We start from the raw sequence: 3,316 nt of genomic DNA, 5'->3' as shown, positions 1-3,316 counted from the left end.
GGGGTGCCCCGCACCCCCCGGCCTCCCCGGTCACCCCCCGGCCCGCGGGTGTGGGGGCCCCCCCCCGCGCCCCCCCCACCACCATGTCATCCGGCGTCCGGGGTTCCCGGCTCCCGGACGACGGCGACGCCGCCCGGCGCGACGGATAGCCGGCCCGCGACCGCCGTGTCCGAGAGCAGCTCGACACCGTCGCACGCCACCTCGGCCGCGTCATCGGTGTGGTTGAGGACGAACAGCCAGCTGCGCCCGTCCTGCGCCGTGCGGCGGACGACCTCGACCCCGTCGCCGGCCCCCGGCACCGTGCTGCTCACGCCCGCCCCGTCCAGCGCGCCCGCGAGCACCGCCCGCAACGAGGGGCCCTCGAATCGGGTGGCGGCGTACCGCACCAGGCCGGCGCCCGCGCGGCGGCTCAGCAGGGCCGGCCCGCCCGCCGCAGGGCCGTCGGCGAAGCGCGCCTCGACGACGGTGCCGACCGTGCCCACCGGGTCGGCGGGGTGGACGGCCTCCGCCCAGACCCGACCGGTCAGCCCGTTGTCGAGGGACAGGGTGGTGTTCTCCCGCAGCGGCAGGAACTCGTCGACCGTCAGCCCGAGCAACTCCCGCAGGGCGCCCGGGTAGGGCCCGGGGTGGAGCCGGTCGTCGCGGTCGACCAGTCCGGAGAACGGGCCGATCACCAGGTGGCCGCCGCCGTGCACGTACGCGGTGAGCTCCCGCGCCGTCTCCGGGGTGGTCAGGTAGTGGGCGGGGAGCAGCAGCAGCCGGTACCGGGACAGCAGCTCGGCGGTCGCGGTGGCCGGGACGACGTCGCACACCACGCCCTGCCGCCAGACCTCGCGGTGCCACGCCTCGGCCTCCGCCGCGTACCCCAGGTCGACGCTCGGCCGGCCGCCCATCTCCAGGGCCCAGTAGTTCTCGTAGTCCCACAGGAGCGCCACCTCGCCCGCCACGGTCGAGCCCGCGACCTCGCCGATGCGCCCCAGCGCCGCGCCCAGCTCGACGACCTCCCGCCAGATCCGGCTGGACTCACCGCCGTGCGGGACCATCGCGGAGTGCCACTTCTCCACGCCGGACGCGGACTGGCGCCATTGGAAGAAGCAGGCCCCGTCCGACCCGCGGGCGATGTGCGCGAGGCTGTTGCGCAGCATCTCGCCGGGGCGCTTCGCGGTGTTCCGGGGCTGCCACTGGACGGCCGAGGTCGAGTGCTCCATCAACAGCCAGGGCCGGCCGCCGGCGATCCCGCGCGAGAGGTCGGCGCTGAAGGCGAGCCCGGTGTGGCCCTCGGTGTCGGCGGCGACCAGGTAGTGGTCGTTGGTGACGAGGTCGACCTCCGGCCCCCAGCCGCAGTAGTCGACCCACTTGAACGTCCCGGCCATGAAGTTGGTGCTGACCGGCCGCCCCGGTGAGTGGCGGCGGAGGATGTCGCGTTCCCACCGGTAGCAGGAGAGCAGCTCGTCGGAGGCGAAGCGGTAGTAGTCCAGCTGCTGGGCGGGGTTGACCCGGCCCGGTGTGGAGCCGGGCACCTCGACCTGCGACCACGCGCTGTAGCGCTGGCTCCAGAAGGCCGTTCCCCAGGCCCGGTTGAGGTCGTCCAGGTCGCCGTGGCGGGCGCGCAGCCAGGTCCGGAACGCCTCGGCGGTGGTGGGGCAGTGGCAGTGCGCGTTGTAGCCGCCCAGCTCGTTGCCGACGTGCCACATCACCACGGCCGGGTGCTCGCCGTAGCGGCGGGCCAGCTGCTCGGCGACGACGGCAGTGCGCTGTCGGTAGGCGGGCGAGGAGGGGCAGAACCCCTGGCGGGAGCCGTGGCCCAGGCGCCGGCCCAGGTGGTCGACGAGCAGGGCCTCGGGGTGGGCCTCGGAGAACCACGGAGGGGGCGAGGCGGAGGGGGTGGCGAGGTCGACCGCGACACCGCCCTCGTGGAGCAGGCCGATCACCTCGTCCAGCCCGGAGAAGTCGAAGCGGTCCTGGTCGGGCTCGATCCAGGACCACGAGAAGATGCCGAGCGACACGAGGTTGACGCCGGCCTGTCGCATCAGCCGGACGTCCTCGCGCCACACGTCCCGGTCCCACTGGTCCGGGTTGTAGTCCCCGCCGAACGCGAGCCTGGGCACCGCGCCCCACGGCGCTGCCGCGGGGTCGGGCCGGCTCGTCGGGGTCGGTGTCGCTGCGGGGGAGAGCTGGGGCACTCGTGCTCCTCGGAGAAGTCGTGCGGAAAGGGCGTGCGCCGGTCCTGGAACGGATGGGTCGGGCACAGCCGGAAAGGGGCCGACGGCGCCTCGCGGCCGGCCCCTACAGTCAACACGTCCATGTGACCGGTATCAACGCTCTGAGCGGACATCTTCCTTGGTGTGAAGAGCATGTGGCGAGTGCCTTGACTGCCGTCCTGCTACCGGTAACATCCCAGGGGCCGTGCCCGGAACCGCGCCCCCCTCCGGGCCTTGCGCAGATGCCGGAGTCCGCGTTCCATGGGCGGACGCGGTTTCCCCGTCCGATCGTCCTCACCCCCCGCCCCGGTGTCCGGGGCCCATCGACAGTGCGCAGCGGAGGTACGGAGCATGGCGACCCTGATCCAGCTGGAAGTGCTCGTGAAGGTCATCCAGTCGAAGGGCTTCTCGGGGGCGGCGAAGTCGCTGTTCACCAGCCAGCCGGCGGTGTCGAACCACATCCGGAACCTGGAACGCTCCCTCGGCGCGCAGCTCGTCCACCGCACCAGCCACGGCGCCCGCCCCACGCCGGCGGGGGAGATCGTGGTCGAGTACGCCCAGCGGATCTTCGAGCTTCTGGACGAGATGGAGCTCGCCGTCGCCGAGTACCGCGGTCTGGGGGCCGGCCGGCTGGTCCTGGCGGGCACGACGACCCTGGGCACCTACCTGCTGCCGCTGCTCCTGTCGGAGTTCGCCCTGCGGGCCCCCAAGGTCTCGTGCCAGATCCGGGTGGGCAACGAGGAGGCGGTCGAGTCCTGGCTGCTGAAGGGCGAGGTGGCCCTGGGCCTGTGCGCCGGCACGCCGCGCGACGAACAGCTCGTCGCGCAGGGCATGTTCGAGGAGGCCATGGTGCTGGTGGCGGAGCCGGGCTCGCCGCTCATCGGCCGGGCCCTGACCCCCGCCGACCTGGCCGACCAGCGGTTCCTGATGCGCGAGAGCGGCTCCGCCACCCGGCGGCTCCAGGAGTCCGCGTTGCGGATGTGGGGGCTGGAGCGGGCCGAGCAGTGGGACATGTGGGGGACGGACACCGTCAAGCAGGCTGTCTGTCGGGGGTTGGGGTTGGCGGTCGTCTCCGAGCACGTCATTCGTCAGGAGACGGAGTCGGGGATGCTGGC

At 73.5% G+C, this 3,316-nt stretch carries 2 protein-coding genes; one reads left to right on the top strand and one right to left on the bottom strand.

Annotation, left to right across the window (positions count from 1 at the left end):
- Positions 1-86: 86 nt before the first annotated feature.
- Positions 87-2,183, bottom strand: a complete 2,097-nt coding sequence (locus tag ACFXHB_RS38100) for a beta-galactosidase (RefSeq protein WP_380580544.1) — start codon at positions 2,181-2,183, stop codon at positions 87-89.
- Between the two features lie 369 nt (positions 2,184-2,552).
- Here ACFXHB_RS38100 and ACFXHB_RS38095 point away from each other — a divergent pair.
- On the top strand, positions 2,553-3,316 hold a 764-nt coding region (locus tag ACFXHB_RS38095; RefSeq protein ID WP_380580542.1), incomplete at its 3' end, for a LysR substrate-binding domain-containing protein.

It is taken from the genome of Kitasatospora sp. NPDC059327 (assembly GCF_042752535.1).
Classification (GTDB): Bacteria; Actinomycetota; Actinomycetes; order Streptomycetales; family Streptomycetaceae; genus Kitasatospora.
Note: the sequence above shows the minus strand (reverse complement) of the source record. Positions and strands in the feature narration are given on the sequence as shown.